At 58.4% G+C, this 21,499-nt stretch carries 19 protein-coding genes and 1 tRNA gene; 8 read left to right on the plus strand and 12 right to left on the minus strand.

All coding sequences use genetic code 11. The features are described from left to right. The first annotated feature begins 243 nt into the window (after positions 1-243). The 5 genes from U8U01_RS10890 (at position 244) to U8U01_RS10910 (ending at position 7,389) form a co-directional block, all read left to right on the plus strand. The gene (locus U8U01_RS10890) at positions 244-1,146 is read left to right on the plus strand and encodes a helix-turn-helix transcriptional regulator (protein ID WP_322174117.1); all 903 of its coding nucleotides are present in this window, start codon (positions 244-246) and stop codon (positions 1,144-1,146) included. 105 nt (positions 1,147-1,251) lie between these two features. After that, complete coding sequence (locus U8U01_RS10895; protein ID WP_322174119.1) at positions 1,252-1,515, plus strand: DUF3795 domain-containing protein; 264 nt, start codon at positions 1,252-1,254, stop codon at positions 1,513-1,515. A gap of 229 nt (positions 1,516-1,744) precedes the next feature. Then, the gene (locus U8U01_RS10900; protein ID WP_322174121.1) at positions 1,745-4,912 is read left to right on the plus strand and encodes a hybrid sensor histidine kinase/response regulator; all 3,168 of its coding nucleotides are present in this window, start codon (positions 1,745-1,747) and stop codon (positions 4,910-4,912) included. Between the two features lie 143 nt (positions 4,913-5,055). Further along, entirely contained in the window at positions 5,056-5,937 is an 882-nt protein-coding gene (locus tag U8U01_RS10905) for a YitT family protein (RefSeq protein WP_322174123.1), read from the plus strand. Positions 5,938-5,988: 51 nt separating this feature from the next. Then, a complete protein-coding gene (locus U8U01_RS10910) occupies positions 5,989-7,389 on the plus strand; it encodes an MATE family efflux transporter (RefSeq protein WP_367575618.1) in 1,401 nt (466 codons plus the stop codon). A 112-nt stretch (positions 7,390-7,501) separates the two neighbouring features. Here the strand turns inward: U8U01_RS10910 and fba are convergent, their stop codons facing one another. After that, positions 7,502-8,365 carry a class II fructose-1,6-bisphosphate aldolase gene (gene fba / locus U8U01_RS10915; protein ID WP_322174125.1) on the minus strand — a complete coding sequence of 288 codons (864 nt, stop codon included), beginning with the start codon at positions 8,363-8,365 and terminating at the stop codon, positions 7,502-7,504. 355 nt (positions 8,366-8,720) lie between these two features. Between fba and U8U01_RS10920 the strand changes: the two genes are divergently transcribed. Beyond that, positions 8,721-8,796: transfer RNA gene (locus U8U01_RS10920), tRNA-Ala, on the plus strand. Positions 8,797-8,881: 85 nt separating this feature from the next. Next, positions 8,882-9,706: a phosphotransferase gene (locus U8U01_RS10925; RefSeq protein WP_322174126.1), complete on the plus strand. Its 825-nt coding sequence runs from the start codon at positions 8,882-8,884 to the stop codon at positions 9,704-9,706. A 28-nt stretch (positions 9,707-9,734) separates the two neighbouring features. Here U8U01_RS10925 and U8U01_RS10930 read toward each other — a convergent pair whose 3' ends face one another. Further along, positions 9,735-10,568 carry a hypothetical protein gene (locus tag U8U01_RS10930; protein ID WP_322174128.1) on the minus strand — a complete coding sequence of 278 codons (834 nt, stop codon included), beginning with the start codon at positions 10,566-10,568 and terminating at the stop codon, positions 9,735-9,737. 44 nt (positions 10,569-10,612) lie between these two features. Then, entirely contained in the window at positions 10,613-10,963 is a 351-nt protein-coding gene (locus U8U01_RS10935) for a matrixin family metalloprotease (protein ID WP_322174130.1), read from the minus strand. A 593-nt stretch (positions 10,964-11,556) separates the two neighbouring features. Between U8U01_RS10935 and U8U01_RS10940 the strand changes: the two genes are divergently transcribed. Then, the gene (locus tag U8U01_RS10940) at positions 11,557-12,063 is read left to right on the plus strand and encodes a superoxide dismutase family protein (RefSeq protein ID WP_322174132.1); all 507 of its coding nucleotides are present in this window, start codon (positions 11,557-11,559) and stop codon (positions 12,061-12,063) included. A 146-nt stretch (positions 12,064-12,209) separates the two neighbouring features. Here the strand turns inward: U8U01_RS10940 and rhaD are convergent, their stop codons facing one another. The 9 genes from rhaD to U8U01_RS10985 all read right to left on the minus strand — a co-directional run bounded on the left by rhaD (position 12,210) and on the right by U8U01_RS10985 (position 21,231). Next, the gene (gene rhaD / locus U8U01_RS10945) at positions 12,210-13,028 is read right to left on the minus strand and encodes a rhamnulose-1-phosphate aldolase (protein ID WP_322174133.1); all 819 of its coding nucleotides are present in this window, start codon (positions 13,026-13,028) and stop codon (positions 12,210-12,212) included. 18 nt (positions 13,029-13,046) lie between these two features. Beyond that, complete coding sequence (locus U8U01_RS10950) at positions 13,047-14,471, minus strand: arabinose isomerase (RefSeq protein WP_322174134.1); 1,425 nt, start codon at positions 14,469-14,471, stop codon at positions 13,047-13,049. 39 nt (positions 14,472-14,510) lie between these two features. Next, positions 14,511-15,803 (minus strand): rhamnulokinase, encoded by a 1,293-nt coding sequence (locus U8U01_RS10955; protein WP_322174136.1) that lies wholly within the window; start codon positions 15,801-15,803, stop codon positions 14,511-14,513. Positions 15,804-15,830: 27 nt separating this feature from the next. Continuing rightward, positions 15,831-16,133 (minus strand): DUF5597 domain-containing protein, encoded by a 303-nt coding sequence (locus tag U8U01_RS10960; protein ID WP_322174138.1) that lies wholly within the window; start codon positions 16,131-16,133, stop codon positions 15,831-15,833. Positions 16,134-16,160: 27 nt separating this feature from the next. Further along, a complete protein-coding gene (locus tag U8U01_RS10965; RefSeq protein WP_322174140.1) occupies positions 16,161-17,351 on the minus strand; it encodes a hypothetical protein in 1,191 nt (396 codons plus the stop codon). A gap of 987 nt (positions 17,352-18,338) precedes the next feature. Continuing rightward, a complete protein-coding gene (locus U8U01_RS10970; protein ID WP_322174142.1) occupies positions 18,339-19,169 on the minus strand; it encodes an NYN domain-containing protein in 831 nt (276 codons plus the stop codon). 12 nt (positions 19,170-19,181) lie between these two features. After that, positions 19,182-19,745, minus strand: a complete 564-nt coding sequence (locus U8U01_RS10975; protein ID WP_437124392.1) for a hydrolase — start codon at positions 19,743-19,745, stop codon at positions 19,182-19,184. A gap of 5 nt (positions 19,746-19,750) precedes the next feature. Then, positions 19,751-20,134: a GNAT family N-acetyltransferase gene (locus U8U01_RS10980; RefSeq protein WP_322174145.1), complete on the minus strand. Its 384-nt coding sequence runs from the start codon at positions 20,132-20,134 to the stop codon at positions 19,751-19,753. Between the two features lie 95 nt (positions 20,135-20,229). Next, positions 20,230-21,231 carry a glycoside hydrolase family 130 protein gene (locus tag U8U01_RS10985; RefSeq protein WP_322174146.1) on the minus strand — a complete coding sequence of 334 codons (1,002 nt, stop codon included), beginning with the start codon at positions 21,229-21,231 and terminating at the stop codon, positions 20,230-20,232. Between the last annotated feature and the right edge of the window lie 268 nt (positions 21,232-21,499).

Consider the following 21,499-nt stretch of genomic DNA (forward strand, 5'->3'; position numbering starts at 1 on the left):
CTCCCCGCCAGCTACCCCACGCCCTCCCCCAAGCGCCCTGCACTTCACCCTGCCAAAGCCCCGCCCTCCCAAGACCGCCTTCCTATCCCCCGCATATCCCCGCAATACCTGCCTGATAACCCTCTACTATCTGCCTGATAACCCCTTATTACCTGACCCTGAACCGGAGTGAAAAGTGTATATTTATGCACTTTTTGCACTTTTCCCGTATATCCCCCGGTATCCCCTACCCGGAGGCACCCCATGAAAATCGACCGCCTGATCGGCATCCTCTCCACCCTTTTGCAGCATGACCGGGTGTCCGCCCCCTACCTAGCCGAAAAGTTCGAAGTATCCCGCCGCACCATCCAGCGGGACGTAGACGCCCTCTGCCGGGCGGGCATCCCCCTCTCCACCAGCCAGGGGGCGGGGGGCGGCATCTCCATCATGCAGGGCTACAAGCTGGACCACACCCTCCTCACCTCCCAGGACGCCCAGGCCCTTATCGCGGGCCTGCGCAGCTTGGACAGCGTCACCGGCGGGGGCTCCTGTGCCCGGCTGATGGAAAAACTGGGCCTTTCCACCCTGTGGGAGCGCCAGGGCCCGGTGCTCATCGACCTAGCCTCCTGGTACAAAGGCCCCCTTTCCGAAAAACTTTCCCTGCTGCAAGCCAGTATCGAGCAGCCCCGGCTGGTGTCCTTTTGCTACTGCACCCCCGGCGGGGAGGGCAGCCGCACCGTGGAGCCCTACTATATCGTGTACCAGTGGGCCGGGTGGTACCTCTATGGGTGGTGTTTGCAACGGCAGGACTTCCGCCTGTTCAAGCTGCTGCGCATGACGGACCTGGCCCCCGGCCAGCCCTTCCGGCCCCGCCCAGCCCCGCCCCCGGACCTTTCCGCGGACCGGGTGTTCCCCACCCGGTACCAGGTGCAGGCGCTGGTACCCGCCCACTACAAATGGCGGCTGATCGAAGAGTACGGCCCCGCCTCCTTCACCCTGCAACCGGACGGCCGGTGCCTGGCCGACATAGGGTTTACCCACCTGGGCAGCGCCGTGGAATGGATGCTGGGTTTCCGGGGCGAGGCCCAACTGCTGGGCCCGCCGGAAGTAGCCGAGGCCCTTTTGGCCATAGGTCGGCGGCTAACAGGAAATGGCCCGTCAACATGACATACCGTTGTCCTGTTTGGCCTGGTATACTGTACCTGCGGGTCCAGCCCGCCACAACATAGGGCCCGGCCCCCGGCCGGGCCAGGAAAGGGAAAGGTGACTGGTATGGTAGAGTCAAGATGCGGCCTCCTGTGCAGCGGCTGCAAGTACCAGGAGGAGATGGGCTGCAAGGGGTGCGTCAACATTGCCCAGCCCTTCTGGGGCAAATGCCCGGTAAAAGATTGCTGCGAGGAAAAGGGGCACACCCACTGCGGCCAGTGTGGGGCGTTCCCCTGCCAGCAGCTCACGCAGTTTGCCTACGACGAACTACAGGGCGATGACGGCAAGCGCCTGGAACAGTGCCGCCACTGGAAAGAGGCCGCCAAATAAGCTTTCCGCCACCCAACACCACACAAAAGCCGCCCCTGCCCGCCAGGTAGGGGCGGCTTTTCTGCGGTTTTGGCCCCTTCCCCCCGGTACTATCCGTCTGTATTTTTCGCAAAAAGCCATTAAAATTGCCAAGCAACTTGACATCCCTCCCAATAGTTGATAAAATAACAGTGACTACTGAAAAGCGGAAAATACCGCAGCCAACGCCAGGCCCTGGGAGGAAACATCGATGTATCATTGCCATATCCGGTTTTGTTTGCTGGGCGAGCCCTGCACAGCCTTCAAAATCTTTCAGGACGCGCCGCCCCTGCCTAATTTCACCCACGAATTCTACCCCGCCAGCGCCCCCCAGGACGCCGCCGGGGCCTCTGTCGTCTTTGCCCGCCTGCCAGACAGCCCCACTGCCTTTGCCGCCGGCCTGTTACAGGCCCTGGATCCCGGCGCGTCCCTGATCCTGCTGGCAGGCCCCGGGCAGGTGGAAGGGCTGGCCGGCCTGCTGGAGCACGCCGCCGATATATGGCCCGCAGAGCTTTCGGAAACAGAGGCCCGGTTCCAGTTCACCCGCTGGCAGACCCGCCTCCGGTTGGAAAAGGATCACTGGGAAATCTCTCAATATCTAGATGCCGCCATCAACAGTGTCCCCAATATGGTGTGGTACAAAACCCGGGACGGCATCCATGAAAAGGTAAACGACAGCTTTTGCAGAACCGTAAACAAGACCAAAGAGCAGGTCCAGGGCCAGCGCCACGCCTATATCTGGGATGTGGAGCAGGACGACCCTGCCTGTATTGAGTCCGAGCGGCTGGTCATGGAGAGCCGCCGCACCCAGGTTTCGGAAGAAACCGTGCTGACCGGCGAGGGCTTGCGCCTGCTGACCACCTATAAGACCCCCCTGTACGACCTGGACGGCAGCGTAATGGGCACCGTGGGCGTGGGCATCGACGTGACCCAGGAGCGTGCCTATGAGCAGGAGCTAATCGAAAAGAGCCGGATGATGGAAACCATCTTTACCTCCATGGACTGTGGGGTTATGTGCCACAGCCTGGACGGCAGGCGGGTGCTAAGCATCAACCGGGCCGCGCTGAACATTTTGGGCTATGCCAGCGAGCAGGACCTGCTGGCGGATAACTTTGACACCGTGGCGGGTACGGTAGCCATTGAGGACAAGGAGCCCCTGCGTTCTGCCATCCAGTCGCTGAAAAAGCCGGATGACAGCGTCAGCGTAGAGTACCGGGTGCTGCACAAAGACGGCGAACGGCTGCACGTCATGGGCAATGTCAAGCTGATTGAGGAAAATGGCGAACTGTTCTACCAGCGGTTTTTACTGGACTGCACCGCCCAGAAACTACAGGAAGAGCGGGAACGGGAGCAGTCGCGCCGCCGGCAGATGGAACTGGTGCACGCTTTAAGCATCGACTACAGCCTGGTCTGTGTATTTGACCTGGACAAAGACCAGGGCAGCGCCCTGCGTATCAGCGACTGCCCGCTGGGTGTGCTGGATAACCTCTTTAGCGGGCAGCAGTTCAATATGGCGGAAAGCCTGGGCAAATACATAGACACCTGCGTCTATATTGAGGACCGGGAAACGCTGCGGCAGGCCTGCGCCCCCGCGCAACTCATGGCCAAACTGACAGAACAGAACCGCTTTTACATGAACTACCGCACCATCTGCGAAGGGGAGATGCGGTACTTCCAGCTAAAGGCCGTGCGCACCGGCTCCTGGAGCGAAAAGCACACGGTCGTACTTGGTTTCCGCAGCGTAGACGAGGAAACCCGCAGCGAAATGGAGAAAAAGACCCTGCTGGAGGACGCCCTCTCCCAGGCCAACCGGGCCAGCAAGGCTAAAAGCGTGTTCCTCTCCAATATGTCCCACGACATCCGCACCCCCATGAACGCCATTGTAGGTTTCACCTCCTTGGCTCTAAACCACCTGGAACGGCGGGAGCAGGTGGAGGAGTACCTGAAAAAAATCATGACCTCCGGCAACCACCTCCTCAGCCTTATCAACGACATCCTGGACATGAGCCGTATCGAAAGCGGCAAAATCCACCTGGACGAGGAGTTGTGCAGCCTACCGGATATCCTACACAGCCTACACAGCATTGTCCAGGCGGACATCCGGGCCAAACAACTGGAGTTCTCTGTGGACACGGTAGACATCACCGACGAGGATATCTACTGCGACAAGCTGCGGCTGAACCAGGTGCTGCTAAACCTTCTGTCCAACTCGGTGAAGTACACCGGGGCCGGGGGCTCGGTCAGTATGCGCATCACCCAAAAGGCCGGGGCGCCCAAGGGCTCCGCTTACTATGAGTTCCGCATCAAGGACACCGGCATTGGCATGAGCCCGGAGTTCGTTTCCCATATCTTTGAGCCCTTTGAGCGGGAGCGCAACTCCACCATGAGCGGCGTGCAGGGCACCGGCCTGGGCATGGCCATCACCAAGAATATCGTAGACATGATGCACGGGCTCATTGAGGTGCGCAGCCAGCCGGGGGTAGGCACCGAGTTCATTGTTTCCTTCTCCTTCCGGCTCAGCCCCGGCTGCAAAGAGCCCCAGGTGATCCCGGAGCTGAAAAACTGCCGGGCCCTGGTGGTGGATGACGACTTCAACATCTGCGACAGCGTAACCTATATGCTGCAACAGATCGGCCTTCGGGCCGAGTGGACCCTCTCCGGCAAAGAGGCAGTGCTGCGGACCCGCCAGGCCGTAAGCCGGGGGGACAATTACGCCGTATACATTGTAGACTGGCTGATGCCCGATATGAACGGCGTAGAGGTGGCCCGGCGCATCCGGCAGGAAACCGGCGGCGACGCCCCGGTGGTAATCCTGACCGCCTACGACTGGTCGGATATAGAGGAAGAGGCCCGGGAGGCCGGGGTGGCCGCTTTCTGCCGCAAGCCCCTGTTCGCCTCCGAACTGCGCAACTGCCTGCGGTCGGTGGTCAGCACCGAGGGCCGCAGCCCTATCGCCGACGAAGCCCTGCCCGCCCCGGTACCCCTGCTGCGCCACAGCGGCCACATCCTGCTGGCCGAGGACAACGAGTTGAACCAGGAAATTGCCGTGGCAATCCTGGAGGAGGCCGGCTTTACCACCGATATTGCCAGTAACGGCCGCCTTGCGGTGGAGATGCTGAAGGCATCTGCCCCCGGCTACTACAGCCTGATCCTTATGGACGTGCAAATGCCCGTTATGGGCGGCTACGAAGCCACCCGGCATATCCGCGCCCTGGAAAACCGCCAGTTGGCTCAAATCCCCATTTTCGCCATGACAGCCAACGCCTTTGACGAGGATAAGCAGGAGGCCGTGAAGTGCGGCATGAACGGCCACATTGCCAAGCCCATCAACATTGCCCAGCTTTTGGAAACCCTGGACCAGGCCCTGGCTGGGAAGTAAACCCCGCAGGCGCGGGGGCCTGTAACGGGCCCCCGCGCCCTGTTTTTACAAGCGGCCTGCCTGGCAGGGCCGCAAAGCCCCGGCAGAGGTGGCTACGCTTTTCCGTCCGCCCACATCTGTCCCAAACAGCAAAGGAGGCGTATGTGGAGATACGTAAACAATTAAAAGAGCTGCGGGGCCGCAACTTCGTTATGTTGGCCCTGGCAGGTATTGTGAACGCTGTGGGGGTCACCCTGTTCATCGCGCCGGTGCAACTGTACGACAGCGGCATATCCGGCACGTCCATCCTGTTCTCCCAGCTTACGCCGCCGCACCTGTCCCTGTCTTTTTTCCTGCTGCTATTAAACCTGCCCCTGTTCCTCTTTGGGTTAAAACGGCAGGGGCTGGCCTTTACGGTGTATGCCTGCTACGCGGTGCTGGTCTACTCCCTTTGCGCCTGGCTGATCACCGACGTGCTGCCGGTGGATGTGCGCCTGGCCTCCCCCTTAGCGGGTACAGACCTGCTGCTGTGCGCCCTGTTTGGGGGCATGATCTCCGGCATGGGCTCTGGCATTGCCATCCGTTTCGGGGGCGCTATGGACGGCATTGAGGTGCTGGCCGTCACATTCGCCAAAAGGATAGGGATCACCGTAGGCACCTTTGTTATGCTGTACAATGCAATCCTGTATATCCTGTGTGGGGTGGTTATTGGCAGTTGGGTACTGCCCCTATACTCCATTGTCACCTATATGGCGGCACTCAAAACCGTAGACTTCATCGTGGAGGGCATCGACCGCTCAAAAGCCGCCATGATCATCACCGCCCGGCAGGAAGAGGTGTGCAGCACCCTTTCAGAAGCCTTTGGGGTGGGTATTACCATCTTCCCCGCCACCGGCTATTATTCGGGCGGCACAAAGGCTTGCGCCTATATCATCCTGAACCGTTTCCAGATCGGCCGGATGAAGGAACTGGTGCACACCTGTGATCCGCAGGCGTATATTACCATTACCGAAGTAGCCGACGTGTTTACCAACAACAGCGGCTAAGCATTGGCAGCATCCCTGCTATTTATGGAAAAAAGGGGCAATCCGGGGGCCGTGCGGCCTGTATGGCGCATGGCCTTTGGCCTTGCCTGCCCCACCAAGGAGGAACCTATGTCCAAGACCCGTGACCTGACCACCGGCAGCATTACCGGTGGTCTGTGGCTTTTCGCCGTACCCCTCATGCTGGGCAATGTGCTGCAACAGCTTTATAACCTGGTGGACACCTGGGTGGTGGGCCGCTATATTGGCGATAGCGCCCTGGCCGCGGTAGGGGCCAGCTATACCCTGCTCACCTTCCTCACCTCAGTGGTCATCGGCCTCAGCCTGGGCACCGGGGCTTTCATCTCCATCGCCTTTGGCCGGGGGGACGCCCCCCGCATCCGCCAGGGTATTTTCCTTTCGGGCTTGCTGATAGCCGGCCTGAGCCTCCTGATCATGGCCCTGTTTTATGCCTTTCTCCGGCCGGTTATCGCCCTGTTACAGGTACCCGCCACCCTGGTCGAGGAGATGTATGGCTATCTGGCCTGGGTATTTCCGGGTTTTTTCGCCACCTTCCTGTATAACTACTTTGCCAGCCTGCTGCGGGGCATGGGCAATTCCGGTACGCCGTTGCTGTTCCTAGCCGTGTCGGTGGTACTAAATGTGGTTTTGGACCTGCACTTTGTCATCAACCTGCATCTGGGCATCCAGGGCGCGGCCATTGCCACGGTCATTGCCCAGTATGTGTCCGGCATAGGGCTGGCGCTGTATTTCTGGCTGGCCTGCCCCCAGTACCGTCCCCGCCGGGCAGATATGCGCTGGGACCGGCAGAACTTCCACAGCATCCTGTCCCTGTCAGGGCTTACCTGTTTGCAGCAGTCTATGATGAACTTTGGCATTTTGCTGGTGCAGGGAGTGGTCAACAGTTTCGGCCCGGTGGTCATGGCCGCCTTTGCCGTAGCGGTAAAGATAGACACCATTGCCTATATGCCCGTGCAGGACTTTGGCAACGCTTTCTCCGTGTTTGTAGCCCAAAACCACGGGGCCGGGCAACAGGGGCGTATCCGGGCAGGCATACGGCAGGCAGCGGTCAGCGTGGCGCTGTTCTGCGGGGTGGTAAGCGCCCTGGTGTGGGCCTTTGCCCCGGCACTGATGGGCGTTTTTGTAGACGGGGCCAACCAGCAGACCATTGCGGTAGGGGCCCAGTACCTGCGGATAGAGGGCGCCTGCTATATAGGTATCGGGCTGCTGTTTATGCTGTATGGCTACTACCGGGCCGTAGAGCGCCCCATGATGTCTGTAGTGCTGACGGTGCTCTCCCTGGGTACCCGTGTGCTGCTGGCAAATGTCCTCTCCGCCATCCCCGCTGTGGGGGTAGTGGGGATCTGGGTGTCCATCCCCATTGGCTGGGCCCTGGCAGACCTGGTCGGGATCTGGTATCACTTTGTCCGGGAGGGGAAGGCTCCGGGGCCGTAAACCCGGAAAATCCGCAAAAAAACGAAAAGCGCCGGGCAGAACCCCCACGGCTTGGGGGCTCCTGCCCGGCGCTCTATTGGTTTTGGAAAGTGCGTTGGCCTGTCAGGGGGGCTTACGCCTTGCCTACAGAGCCGAACAGCTCCATCTTCTCTTTCACGGTAGCCTTGATCGCCTCAAAGCCAGGGGCCAGCAGCTTGCGGGGGTCAAAGCCCTTGCCCTGCTGATCCTTGCCGGCCTCAATATACTGCCGGGTCGCGGCGGCAAAGCTCAACTGGCACTCGGTGTTCACGTTCACTTTAGACACGCCCAGGCTGATAGCTTTCTTGACCATCTCCTCCGGGATGCCGGTGCCGCCGTGCAGCACCAGGGGCATGGTGCCGGTTTTCTCCTGGATCTGGGCCAGCACGTCGAAGTTCAAGCCCGTCCAGTTTTCGGGGTACACGCCGTGAATGTTGCCGATACCGGCGGCCAACATGGTCACGCCCAGGTCAGCGATCATCTGGCACTCGTTGGGGTCGGCAACCTCGCCGCTGCCTACCACGCCATCCTCTTCGCCGCCAATGGCGCCTACCTCGGCCTCAACCGAAATGCCCTTCTCGCCGGCAATACGGATGATCTCCTTGGTCTTTTCGATGTTCTCGTCAATGGCATAGTGGGAGCCGTCAAACATCACAGAGGAGAAACCGTCCTCCATGGCCTTCAGCGCGCCCTCATAGCTGCCGTGATCCAGATGCAGGGCCACCGGCACCGTGATGCCTAGGGTTTCGATCATGCCCTTGACCATGCCGGTAACCGTGTTAAAGCCGCACATATACTTGCCCGCGCCCTCAGACACGCCCAGAATGACCGGGGAGTTATTCTCCTGGGCCGTCAGCAGCACGGCCTTTGTCCACTCCAGGTTGTTGATGTTGAACTGGCCCACCGCGTATTTGCCGGCCTTGGCCTTGGTGAGCATTTCCTTTGCAGAAACTAGCATTGCGTTTCCCTCCGATTTCAAATTCTGGCCGGTGCAGTGCCCGGCCCCAGGCTTTTCCGAACATCTTAAGCAGCGCCCAAGCCGCCCAGCCTTCCGGGGGTAACGGGGCCATCCCCAATAGCGCGCGCCACCAGGCCGCCGGTTTTATGGAACGTCGCCGGAATATCCTTATAGACATTATAGCGCAAACCGCGGGAAAAATCAACCGGAAATTGGCAAGAACCGCCCACCTGGCCACTGTTTTAGGGGCAGTACACCACCAGGCCGCTCCTGCCAGAAAATTTCCCCGGAAAATGAAATTTCCTCTTTACATTTGCCGCCTTTTGTGATAAAATAATCGTGTTATAAGCCACATGGGCTCGTGGCTCAGCTGGGAGAGCGCCGCGTTCGCAACGCGGAGGTCGAGGGTTCGATCCCCTTCGGGTCCACCACAACCGAACACCAGTCCTGATACAGTTTCGTATTAGGGTTGGTGTTCTCTTTTTTATCAATCATTTGTCAGGGGAAGTGCATCGTATGCTCAAAATAGCCCACCCCGATATAAGCCGGTTCCCTTCCGAGATACGCAGCTTTTTTTCCGGGGCAAACATATATGACAGCAGCCACCATTCCAGTTCGACCGTATACTACTGCGACACCGGTTTTTATGTAAAAGTGGATGAAAAAGGTGCGCTTGCGGAAGAAGCCCGGCTTGGCAGGATATTCCACCGCATGGCCCTTGGCGTGGAGGTGGCCGCCTATATCTCGCAGGACATGGATTTCCTTGTGACCCGCAGCGCTGCCGGCAGAACGTTGGCCAGTTGTTTGGATGACCCCCAAAAAGCCTGTACCATACTGGCCGAAACATTCCAAAAGCTGCACAATTTACACAATCTGCACAATCCACACAAGCTGTGCAGCCTAAACAGACCGGACAGCCAGAAAATGGAGGATATACCGGTTTCCTCCAGGTATCAGCGGTATATGGACGCAGCCGGCGGGGACTTTTCCGGCGGGTATTACGATATATCCGTTTCCATGGACAGATTCCCCATCCACTCAAAGGAAGAAGCCTGGGCAATCATGCAAGCAAACAGGGGCTTGCTGAAACCCGGCACTCTTATTCACGGCGATGCCTGTCTGTCCAATATAATCTGGAACCATGGGCAGTTCGAGTCTTTTATCGACTTCCGTATGGCCGGGGCTGGCGATAGGCACATAGATCTGTACTGGGTGGCCTGGTCCCTGCAAAACACCCTACAAACCGGCAGATTTACCGATTACTTCCTGGACGCATACGGCCGGGAAAACTTCGAATATGAAACGCTCCAAACCATTGCCGCCTTTGAGGTGTTCGGATAAAGCCATATGCCCCCACTTCCCTAGCCGGTCACTCCCACAGCGGCACCCGTTCCGCTACTTGAGCGTATTGCTTGATTTTTTCCATCGTATCATAGTACTCCTCTTCCGAAATAAAACCGCTTTCCAGGTTGCTTTCCAAGTTGGCCACAAAGGCGTCGCGGTAGAGGGTAGGGACGGCCGGCACTTCCTGGTTGATAGCCTCCAAATCGGCCTCCAGCGCAGACAACAGGATAGTATCCGCCGTGTTGTCACCTGAACTGCCTTGGGCGCTCGCCTCCGCAGCATACAGGCATTGCTGGCTGATAAACCGCCGCTCCCCCTTGGCGCCGGCTTGTGCCTGGGCTGGGGTTTCTTCAAAAACGCCCTGCTGCCTGCCCAGCACAAAAAAGTGCATATGCCCCGTGTTGTAGCTGCCGCCCAAGCCTTGGCGGCTTTGCAGGAACAGCAGATATTCCACGTCCCGCTCCAGGGTAGGTTCGCCGGCAAAAATCACCCCGCTTTGCGCATAGGGGTTCCCGGTACGCTGAACCAAAACGGTGTCCGAGGGCTGAAGGTCGCCTCGCAGTACCTGAGAAATCTCCACCCGGTACTCCGCAATCGGGATAGTGCCCCCATCCACACCGTTTACCGTTAGCAGTTCACCGTCCTTTACTGTGCCAAGCACCACAGCGGTAGAGCCCTCCATAAGCAGTTCTAGGGTATAGGGCGTGTCATACGAAAGCAAATAGGCGGTATCTTCGGCGGCTGCGTCTGCGGCCTGGGAGGATGTAAGGGCCGCATTTGTGCTGGCTGCGGGCGTAGACGCACACCCGGCGAGGCAGAAAATCACACAAAGGCCGTACAAAAACCACAGCTTTTTCATGATCATGGCTCCTTTCCTTTCTGTTGGTGACGGCGGCCATATTTTTATCCATAAAGGGCCGCAATTCCATTTATGTCATCCTGTCTGAGAGCCCGAACTAGCGTCCCCCTAGGATGGCTATACATTGCTGCATCCGTCGTGTTCGTTGGATGATCCAGTCCTAGAACATGGCCAGCCTCATGCATGAAAACAGTCCATACATCATAATACCCTGCGCCGCCATGTCCAAAAGGCAGTGCAGTGTTAAAACAAATGTCTGCTTCTACTACTTTTTTTGACGAGTTGAGGCGAACCTCCGCAAATCCTGGAGACCACGAGAAATAGGGCTCTGTAACACGGTATATGTAGTTGTTTCCATCATTTACGCACGTAAAGGTTACTGTGGATCCATTCATTACCGCACTGGAAAAGAAATTTGTTTTGTCATGCCTTTCTGTCGGTGAACGCGAGAGCGTAAACGCACTGTTTCCCCTTTCAATTCCAGCCTTGTTCCATTGGTATAACGCCTCATTCAGATGACTAATGGAAGTTGAATCCAATTGTGAATAAGGGATAAAAGTGAATCACCCTGAAATGCGTCTCCCATCCCCAGTAGATTTATATGCTTTTGCCGATATAGGAAGGATCATACACAGCGATAGGATAATGCTTAGTACCTTTTTCATGAGTAACACCCTCTCTTTCCTTGTAATTAAGCTACGGTGTACCTCTTTGTCCCATTAGCTAATCCATTGGTATCACCCCAGTTATCATCTAGTTTTGCCTAAATTATATTATAAAAAAGATCTATTGTCAACTTGACTCCATCCAATCTCAACAAATCAATTCTTTTAGCGGTTTGTGCCAAGCCGACATGAGAATATTCCCGTATCACGTTCAAAAAAGTCGAGTCGACGACATTTCCCCCAGATGTGCCCTTCCCCTTAACATTGCCCCCTTTATCTGCATAGGATGCCTTAGAAAGCATTTCGATAAAGGAGCGCTGTACATGAACCGTTTGCCCCATGTCCATCTTCTCCCCGCACTGCGCGGCAAACCGGCGGCCCAGGCTTGTATATCGGGCAGCGAAAATTTCCCCGGCATAACCGGCTGGGTACGGTTTTACCAAACCGATCATGGCGTAATGGTCTATGCCGAAGTCACCGGCCTTCCCCTCCCCAGCCAGCCTTGCCAAGGGGGGATTTTCGGGTTCCATATCCACCAGGGCTCTGACTGCGGGGGTAGCGGGGAGGAGCCCTTCCCCCACGCCATGTCCCATTACAACCCCGGAGATTGCGCACACCCTTACCACGCCGGCGACCTGCCGCCGCTGTTTGGGAATCATGGCCTTGCGGTATCCGCTTTTTTGACCGACCGGTTTTTGGTGGATGATGTCATCGGGAAAGTGGTTATCCTGCATGGCCATCCCGACGATTTTACCACCCAGCCCGCCGGCAACGCAGGCGCCAAAATTGCCTGCGGGGTGATCCAGCGGGTAGAGGGGTTCTGCGGCTAACCCGCCTCCCCTGCCTATCCCGCCCACAAAGTACGCTTTGCAGTACGGTTGCGCCAGCCCCCATCACCACAAAACCAGGCGTTAAAACCCGTGGGTTTCAATGCCTGGTTCTGTTTTTACAATCGTTGGATTTCCAAGGTTTGCCACTATACCCCTGTCAAAAAGTCCTTCCGGTAGTCCACCCCAAAGAACTCCGCCAGTTCCTTCATCTCGCTATCCTTTATGGTGTTCACGCGGGGCAGGTGGGCGGTCAGCATAAAAATCTGGGCGGCTTTCTCCACCGTTTCAATCAACCCAAAAGTTTCGTCCATCGTCTTGCCCGCGCCGTAGATGCCGTGCATCCCCCACACCACCAGCCGGAATTCCTTCATTTTCTCCGCCGTGGCTTGGCCGATGGCGTTGGTGCCGCAAAGCATCCAGGGCAGTACCCCCACCCCGTCCGGGAACACCACAATGCACTCTGTGCACATCTCCCAAAGACTGTGGGTAAATTTCCTCTCATCCAATTCATGGACAAAGTTCATGGCCAACGTGTGGGTAGGGTGGCAGTGCATCACCACCCGGTTCTCCGGGTCCACGCCAAGGCGGGCCATATGGCTCATCAGATGGGCGGGCAACTCGCTGGTGAACTTGCCCCCATCCCTATAGCCCCACAAAAGCCGGGCTGTCTGCCCATCCGGCGCTATCTGAATGATACCCAGGTTGGTTTCCGGGTCATCCGCCACATTCTTAAAATACTTGCCCGTGCCGGTGACAAGGAAGATCTTACCGCAAAGGGGTTTTGCCTCAAAGCCAATGGGTATTTCCCGTATTACATGGCCTAAGTCCAGATAACCAGCCACCTGTTCCCTGTCCAGCAGGTAGCTGATGTTCCCGCCGTTGCGCTCATCCCAGCCCAGGCGATACATATTGGCCGTAGCCCTGCGCATTTCGGTGAGGAAAGGCGCATCCAGTATAGGTTTCATATGGTCCCTCCTTCCCGCTCAGCGGGTGATAATGTCCACCGGCACGTTAAAGATCCTGGCGACCTTTAAAATGGTGCCGATGTGCCTGCCGCTGGCCGCCGCCATATGGTGGGTAGGTCCGGCCTCGCTCCATTTGTTGCAAAACGCCCGGGCGCCGCAGGTAAACCGGGTGCGCATATTGGTGTCCCCAAAGTTGAAGATAGGCCCCGCCTCGTTCACGCCCTCCGCCACCACAAACTTAAAGTGGCCGTCCCGGTCCTGGGTAATGGCCAGGTATGTTACCGGCCCCAGGTGGGGATAGAACTGGGTCAGGTACCCGCCGCCGGCTTTGCCGTGGAAAACATCCACCCTCTTCATGGTTGGCTTTTTGGCGGAGATAGCCGCATCCCCGGAGCCGCTATGCCCGATGATGCATAAATCCTCGTTAAAGTCAATGGAGTACATCTCCGAGAGCTGCCCTGTCCCGGCAATGGTCTTCAGGACGCTCATGGCCATGGCCACCTTGATATCCCCCTCCACCGCGCAGGCCACCCCCTGCTTAATCAGCATGGAGAAAGCCGGAATCAGCATACTGTCCAGCACGCCCGCCTGGCCTTTGGCAAAGCCGTCATAGTGGGAGGCAATCAGGGCGATCTGCTCCTGCTGCACCCACTGCTCAAAGGCCACCACGTACCGGGCCATGTCCCACACCTTTTCTATGGTGCCCCCGCCCTCTATGTCAAAGGTGTCCAGAATGTCCTGGGCTTTCCGGCGGATGGCCGCCTCATCGGTAACACCGTCTGCGATAGCCCACATCTTCTCCCAATCAAACTGCTTGGTGTAGAGGAACATCCGGTGGTACAGGTTGGTTTCGTCAATGTACAGGTCCATCATCCCTGGGTAGGGCCGGCCGATCTGGGCCAGGTTGGTGTCCCGAAAGCGCCGGCGTACCTGGGCGGCCCGCACCCAGTCCTCCAACTCCGCCTGGGCCTCCCGGTCGCCGCCCTCCACCACGCCGGTGATCACCGCGTGGCGCTTGCCCGCCCGCTCCAGGTCAGCCACCATCTCGCCTACAGCCCCGCAGGCGTACAGTTCCCCCAGCCAGGTGGCGGTGTCCGTGTTCTGGTAGTCAGGGGCTTTCCTCTTTTGCAGGTTTACCAGTACCACAGGCACGTCCAGATCCCGCACGGCGGGCAACATATTGTAAGAGGTGGCATAGGTCAAAAGCTGCAAGACCACCAAATCCACATCTGCCGCCCGGAACTTGTCCCCAGCAGCCATGGCCTGCTCTTTGGTGGTGGCAATACCGCCGTCGACCAGTTCCGCCGAGCCGGGCAGCATTTTCTTAAATGCCGCATACTGGCCCTCAAACTCCGGCACCAGGCTGGGGAACTGGGGCAGGTACGCCCCCAATGCGATGGCAAACACCCCTACCCTTGCTTTGGTTTCCACTAACACACGCATCTCTCCTTTACCGCATATTGACGGGCCGCCCCGCTATCTTCAGGTAAGCCGCGCCGCCTTGATTTGGCACCGCAGATTCCCCAACGCTGTGGCCTCTATAGGCAGGGCAGCCACCTTTTTCCCGGTGCTCTCCCCTGCCAGGCGGTTTAAATATTGGTTCTTGGCTCCACCGCCCACAATATAGAGGGTTGTGTACTGCCTGCCGGTGAGGGTTTCCAGTTCCCGCACACTCTCGCCATAGCACGCTGCCAAGGAACGGTACGCGCACCGGAAGTAGTCCCCCGGAACTTGGGGCAGGGCAAAGCCGCCCTCGCGAAGGGCCTCCTGCATGGCCCCGCTCATAGACCGGGGGGCCATAAAGCGCTGGGCGGTCACATCGACCAGGCCCTGGTACGCGCTTTGCTCCGCGCCCGCCACAATGGCCGGAAAGCCCTGGCCTGGGCACAGTTCCTCCCGCAGGTTGTTTACCATCCACATACCCATGATGTTTTTCAGGTAGCGGATATACCCCACCCCGCCCTCGTTAGAGAAATTGGCCGCCCGGCTCTCCGGCGTGGTGATCGCCTTTGGGAGCTTAGCCCCCAACAGGCTCCAGGTGCCTGAGGACAAAAACAGCGCCTCCCCCTCCATGGGGATGCCCTCTACAGCGCTGGCGGTATCGTGGCCAGGGCAAAGGACCGCCCTCATGCCTTTGTATGTCCCCAGCACTGTCCCCGGCTGGCTGAGCGCACCAAACAGCCCCCTTGGCAAGCCCAGCCGCGTAATGATCTCAGGGTCAAACTCACAGGTGGAGGCATTCACCAAGCCGGTGGTGCTGGCAATGGTATACTCATGGGCCCGCCCCCCGCTAAGCCGCCACATCAGGTATTCGGGCATCATCAGGTAGCCTGTCACCCCCTCCAGCCGGCCGCTCAGCTTGTCGGCATACAACTGGTAAATGGTGTTAAAGGGCTGGAACTGAATGCCTGTACGGGCATACAATTCCTCAAAGGGGACCACCCCGTGCACCTTAGGGATGGCGTTTTCGGTGCGCCCGTCCCGGTAGGCGTAGCAGGGCAGCACCGGCTCATCCCCTTGCAGCAGTACATAGTCTACCCCCCAGGTATCAACGGAAAAACTCTCGATCCGCGGGTAGCGGCTAAGGGCCACGTCTATGCCTGCCCGCACCTCTCTCTCCAGCCGTCCCACATCCCAGGTTAGGTGGCCTTCCTGCTCTACCCCCCCATTGGGGAAACGGTAGACCTCTTCGGTGCGCAAAGCGCCGCCCTCCTGCCAGCCCACAATATGCCGCCCGGAAGACGCGCCGATATCAATGGCCAAATAGTATTCCATACTGCCTCCCTTCCTTTCCGGCGCCGTTTAGGCGTATGCAAATAGCCGCAGCCGCAGTAAAACCGGCTTTTCATAGCGCAATAAAAAGCTCTCGTCCCCGTTTAGCCGCCGGTAGCGCTGCCATTCGCCGTCTACAAAGCTGCCCTCTTCCAGGTCGAGGATATCCACATACGGCCGGGCCGGGTCCGTGGAGTGGGCCTCCAGCATACAGCCGTTGGCGATCAGGTAAAACGCATCTTCGGCCACTTGCAACACCAGGCACACCCCGTCCCGGCGGGTAACGGCCGAAGGGTCCATCACCGCCCGGAAAGTAAACCCGCCAAAGGCCATGTCGCCGTTCCGCTCACAACTGACAGCCTATAGCCGGCTGGTGCCATAGGCCTTGGCCAGCAGCGGGGCCAGGCTTGCCAGGGTTCGGTTGTACCAGGCGTATTCCTCCCCATCCTGGGGCGTACACAGCAGGGGATCGCTCTCGTCCATGCCCAAAGCGGCCATAGCGCTCATAGGCTGGCCAATGCCGTCAAAGCCAAAGGGCGCGAACCCCCAGGCATGGTAATGCCCGATTGCGTACACCAGCCGGGGCCCAGCCAGGCTATGTATGGCTGTTTCCGGGATGAGCAGGGGGTTGTTCGGGCGGCAATAGCTGTCGCAGACCTGGCAGAAGTTGGGCACATAGATGTCCGGGCAGACCACGTCGATATGGGGCGCGGCAAATTTGTAGACCTCCATCATTTTCGCCACCGGCCCGCCGGTGGGGTAGCTGCCGGCAGGGCCCTGCTCCAGCCAGGCGTTTACTGCCATGGGGATATCATAGGCCGCCTTACCTGCGGCAGCCACCGCGTCTATGTAAGAGGCCACATGGTAGGCCTGGAATATCTCCTCCGCCTGGTTGCCGAAAACCTCGTTCCAACTGCCGGCGGGGGCCCCGGCCTCTACGGCAGCCCGCACGTCCTCCCGCATGGTATCGATGTTGGCCCGCATATATTGGGCAAACGCTGGGGGTACCGCCCCTGCAAACAGCTTGTCGGCCTCATCGCTGTGCTCCCGGGCCGCGCCCAGTATGCCGGCTTCATTCTCTACCTGCACGTAGACTACGGTCTGTTCTTCCTGATCCGTTTCCCGCAAATGGGCCATTAAGGCGGCAAAAGCCCGTGCGTCGGCCGCCCTTGTTTCCTGGCAAAAACAGGATAGGGTGGAGTATTCCAGGCCGTTGAACATATCCAGCCAGACCTTGCGCGCCCCTTTGCGCACCTCTGCCCGGCGGAAACGGGACAGGTTGGTTTTGACCCACGCCGGGGCGTAAGTGCATTGGCCGTTTTTCCAGGCCCCGAACCAGAGCAGGCCCAGCCTAAACCCCCGTTTTCTGGCCTCAAAAACCAGCCCGTCTACCAGTTCAAAGTCAAAGTGGCCCTCCTCCGGCTCTACCAGCTCCCAGGTTACGGGCAGCAGCAGGGTGTTGAGGCAGAGGGCCTGGGCCCTCTCCCACACCGGTTCCATGGCTGCTAGGGAGGAGGAATCGGAGTTGTGGGCCTCGCCGGCCAACAACAAAAAGGGGGCTCCTTTTACGCAAAACATAGATTTTTCACTTTCTTTCTACCGGAATTTTGTTTGATTGCAACAGAAATCGTGCCGCTCTGGTGCGGAAACCACGGCAGGGCTGGCATTGCCATGCCGCCTTGCTGCCCGGTTTTACCCCAAAACAGCCGCCGGGCTGGGCCAGCGGCTGCTTATAACTCCATTGTAGAGAAATTCGTTGGAAAAGTCAAGTGATTTTTGCAAAACTTTGTGGATTATCGCCACAAAAACTACCTGAACAAGGCCCCAAAGGGCATATGACCCCTTCTTTCGCCGGCCCAACCTAAGACGGAGGGGCCAACATCAGCCTGATCCCCCATAGGCCCCCAATATATGCCTAAAAAGCAAGAAAACCATCCGCCTATGCCTTTTAGGCTTGGTTTCGCCCCAGTTTATACGGGGATAGGAAGGGGTTCTTGCCCCGATACCAGGCAGATATACACAGGGTATTGGCAAGGTATGGAGGAGATGTTCGCCTGGTATTTTTTTTTTTGCCTCCGGCGGCTTAGGGGCTTTGCCCCTAAGAACCCCACCACCTTTGAAAAGGTGGACGAAACTTTTACGTGGGCTTACTGGAGCGCTGATTATAACCGGCAGGGGGAGGAGGAAAGTTTTGTTTTCTGCTTTTTCTTCTTTTTTCTTTTTTTATAGTGCACGCTTTGGGTGGCTCAATGGATCCTACCACTTTTGAAAAGGTGGACGAAACTTTTATGTGGGCTTACTGGGGCGCTAGTTGTAACCGGCAGGGGGGATAAGGAAAGTTTTGTTTTCTGTTTTTTCTTCTTTTTTCCTTTTTTATAGTGCACGCTTTGGGCGGCTCAATGGACCCTACCACTTTTGAAAAGGTGGACGAAACTTTTATGTGGGCTTACTGGGGCGCTAGTTGTAACCGGCAGGGGGAGGATGAAAGTTTTGTATTCTGCTTTTTCTTCTTTCTTTTTTATCATGCGCGGTGGGTAGCTACTTGAGCCGGACGTACATTTGGGGGGAGGCGCTGTTGTCTTTGCGCTCGGATTTGATCTCGAACATATCCAGGGAGTCCAGGAAGGGGGTGAGTTTGGAAAAGCCGAAGTTGCGCACGTCAAAGTCCGGGTAGCGCTTGAGCAGGATGTTGCCCACCTTGCCCACGATGATCCAGTCGTCTTCGTCGGAGTTCTCCCGCACGATGCTGCGCAGGGCCCGCTTGATGCTGCGCGGGCTCAGGCTGGTTTTGGGCTCTTCCCGAAGTTCCTCGCGAGGTTCCTCTTTGGGCTCCTCCTTTTTGGCGGACTTGGCCGGGGCTTTGCGGGCGGCGGCCTTTTTCCCCTTGGGGGCCGGGGCTTTACGGGCGGGCTCCTCCGGCTCCTCCTCGCCCGCGGCCGAGAGGATGTCCAGATACTTGAACTTGTTGCAGGCGGCGATAAAGGAGTTGGGGGTCTTTCTCTCCCCCATGCCCACCACGGTCATGCCGGACTCCCGCAGGCGGGCGGCCAGGCGGGTGAAGTCGCTGTCGGAGGACACCAGGCAGAACCCGTCCACCTGGCCGGAGTAGAGGATGTCCATGGCGTCGATGATCATGGCGGAGTCGGTGGCGTTTTTGCCGGTGGTGTAGCTGTACTGCTGGATGGGGATAACCGAGTTGTCCAGCAGGGCGGATTTCCAGGACACCAGGGCGGGGTTGGTCCAATCGCCATAAATGCGCTTGTAGGTGGCGATACCGTCTTTGGATATCTCGTCCAGGATCAGCTTGATATACCGGACGGACACATTGTCCGCGTCGATGAGCACCGCGAAACGGCTGTCGTTAGGCATTCCGTTCCCCCCTTACAGGCCGATGGCCGTATGCACGGCGCGCATCCCCAGGATGCACTGGTTGATCACTTCGTCCAGCTCCATGCCCAGGCGCTGGCAGCCGTCCAGAATCAACTGGCGGTCCACCCCGGCGGCGAACTTTTTGTCCTTGAACTTCTTTTTCACGCTTTTGACTTCCAGGTCCATTACAGACCGGGAGGGGCGCATAATGGCCGCGGCGTGGATAAGGCCGCTGAGCTCGTCGATGGTGTAGAGGACCTTTTCCATGTAGTGCTGGGGCTCTACATCGCAGACCAGGCCATAGCCGTGGCTGGTGACCGCGTGGATAAAGGCCCCATCATAGCCGGCATTTTCCAGGATCTCCACGGCTTTCTTGCAGTGCTCTTGGGGGTACTGCTCGTAGTCCACATCGTGGAGCAGGCCCACGCAGCCCCAATACTCCACCCCTTCCGGGGCGTTAGCCTCGCCGGCCATTTGGGCGTAGTGGCGCATAATGGCCTCCACTTGCAGGCCGTGGCGGACCAGGGATTCACTTTGGTTGTATGCTTGCAGCAGCGCCAACGCTTTTTCGCGCATATGCATCATCCTTTCCGATGGACAAATAATTGGTGTTCGGCCACCCGGAACGCGGAAAAGGCCAGCCTGAAGAGCTGGCCTTTTCCGGCGGGGCTGGCGGTCAGGTACCGGCCGGAAAATCCAGCCGGTAGTAGTACGGATAGCCGCGGAATGCCTGCGGGCCGGGCGTAGCCGCACACGTCGCGGTTCCAGAATTGGATGGCCTGCTCCATCTCCCCCAGCGTTTGGAAGAGGAAACCGCCGGTACAGTTGTCGGCATTCATCAGGGCCACGGCGGCCGGGTCGCTGTAGCAGGCCAGCAGGGCAGGGGCGTCCTCCCGCCGCACCTGGCGCAGGAGAAAGCGGGGGGTTTCGTAGCGGTAATCATGGGTGGAGCGCATGGCAATCACTCCCTGTTGTGAATAGAACGGTTGTTCTGGCTACAGTATAGCACAGGCAGGGAGGCTTGTCAAGGAAAAATCGAACGTATGGGCGGCTTTGGGGATTACTTGTTCTCCTGGTCGCCTACGTCCATGGGGTAGCGGCGCATATAGGACAGCAGCTCGTCCACGGTGGTGAACGCCAGGCCCGTGACGGTATCGGCTGCGCCATAGTAGATGGTGATGCGGCCGGTATCCGGGTCGGTGAGGGTGGCGCAGGGGAAGGTGACGTTGGGCACGTCGCCGGTGAGCTCGTAGGGCTCTTCGGGGCCGAACACGTAGAAATTGCCCCGCTCCTTCACGATCCAGGGGCGGTCGATGTCCAGCAGGGCCACGCCGAACCGGTACACAAAGCCGTTGCAACTGTTCAGCACGCCGTGGTAGATCATCAGCCAGCCCTCGTCGGTTTCAATGGGGGTGGGGCCAGGGCCTACCTTTTTGCTCTGCCAGCCGCCCGCGGTGCCGAACAGCCAGCGGTGCTTGCCCCAGTAGCACAGGTCCGGGCTCTCGCTGTAGAAGATATCGCCAAAGGGGGTGTGGCCGGTATCGCTGGGACGGCTGACCATGGCGAATTTGCCGCCGATCTTCCGGGGGAAGAGCACGCCGTTGCGGTTGTAGGGCAGGAAAGCGTTCTCCAACTGGTGGAAGGTTTTGAAGTCCTCGGTCCAGCCGATGCCGATGGTGGGGCCGTGGTAGCCGTTGCACCAGGTGATATAGTATTTACCGTCGATCAGGCACACCCGTGGGTCATAGCGGTACTCTTTGCGGACTACGTCCTTTTCGCCCTCAAAGACGATGGGGTCATGGTTGATCTCCCAATGGACGCCGTCTTTGGAGAAACCGGCGAAAATGTCCATCTCCACACCCCGGTTGTCGCAGCGGAACACGCCGGCGTAGGCATCGCCAAAAGTGACCACGGCGGAGTTGAAAATGCTGTTGGAGGTGGGGATGGCGTCACGGGGGATGATGGGGTTTTCGGTGTAGCGCCATACGGGCTTGTCGTACCCGGCGGGCTTGTCCTGCCAGGGCATATTAGGCAGGGCGGGCCTGCCGATGATCTTTGCCATAAAGATACACTCCTTTGTATTGGCGCCGCCTCCGCGGTTTTGGGCGGAGGGGCGGTTTTGGGATGGGTTCAGTATATCACAGTTTTTACCAGAAAGAAAGGGTTTTGTGAAAAAAAGCCAAAAAAACTAACAAGGCGGGTCTGCGCCCTGGGGGCAGGCCCGCCTTTGCCTGTATGGGTGGGAACCGGGCGGAAAGGCCGGCATTTTGGCCTCCGGCGGCTTAGAGTTGGCTACGCCAACTCTTGGGCTCTGATTCTCGGCTGCCGCC

It is taken from the genome of Acutalibacter caecimuris, assembly GCF_034335085.1.
Classification (GTDB): domain Bacteria; phylum Bacillota; class Clostridia; order Oscillospirales; family Acutalibacteraceae; genus Acutalibacter; species Acutalibacter caecimuris.